The 421-nt window shown below is 48.0% G+C and carries 1 pseudogene; it reads right to left on the minus strand.

Annotation, left to right across the window (positions count from 1 at the left end):
- Positions 1–187, minus strand: a pseudogene (locus A6R74_RS00015) (nicotinate phosphoribosyltransferase); the annotation flags it as partial.
- Positions 188–421: the final 234 nt, after the last annotated feature.

The following is a 421-nucleotide window of genomic DNA, read 5'->3' on the forward strand; positions in this document are numbered from 1 at the left end:
CATCGCTCAAGCGAAGCTCAGCCATCTTATCAACTTCACGGCGCAGCTCAGCGCCGAATCCATCAGGAAAGGCGTGCTTGCCACGATTGATAAAGGCGTAGCGCGCATGGGCATAGGGAAAACGTTTAATCACGGCGTTTTGCATCGTGATTTTATAGAAGTCATTATCCAGCAGCGATGTCAGCATGAGATCCAATCGTTAGAGTGAACCGAAGCTGCCGGTAGCGTAAACTAAAATGCACCTAGTGTGGCTCAGTGACAAGATTATCAGGTGACGGGGTTCTCATACAGGTTAGGAAGGGTCTTATGCGTATTACACAAACACATATCGCTATCATCATCTCTGGAGTGGAAGAGTTAATTGATGCTGATGTGAACGTTCGTGTCTTTGGTTCGCTGCTGGATGCTCACCAGTTATGCG

The organism is Halomonas sp. ALS9, from assembly GCF_001651035.1.
In the GTDB taxonomy this organism is placed as follows: domain Bacteria; phylum Pseudomonadota; class Gammaproteobacteria; order Pseudomonadales; family Halomonadaceae; genus Vreelandella.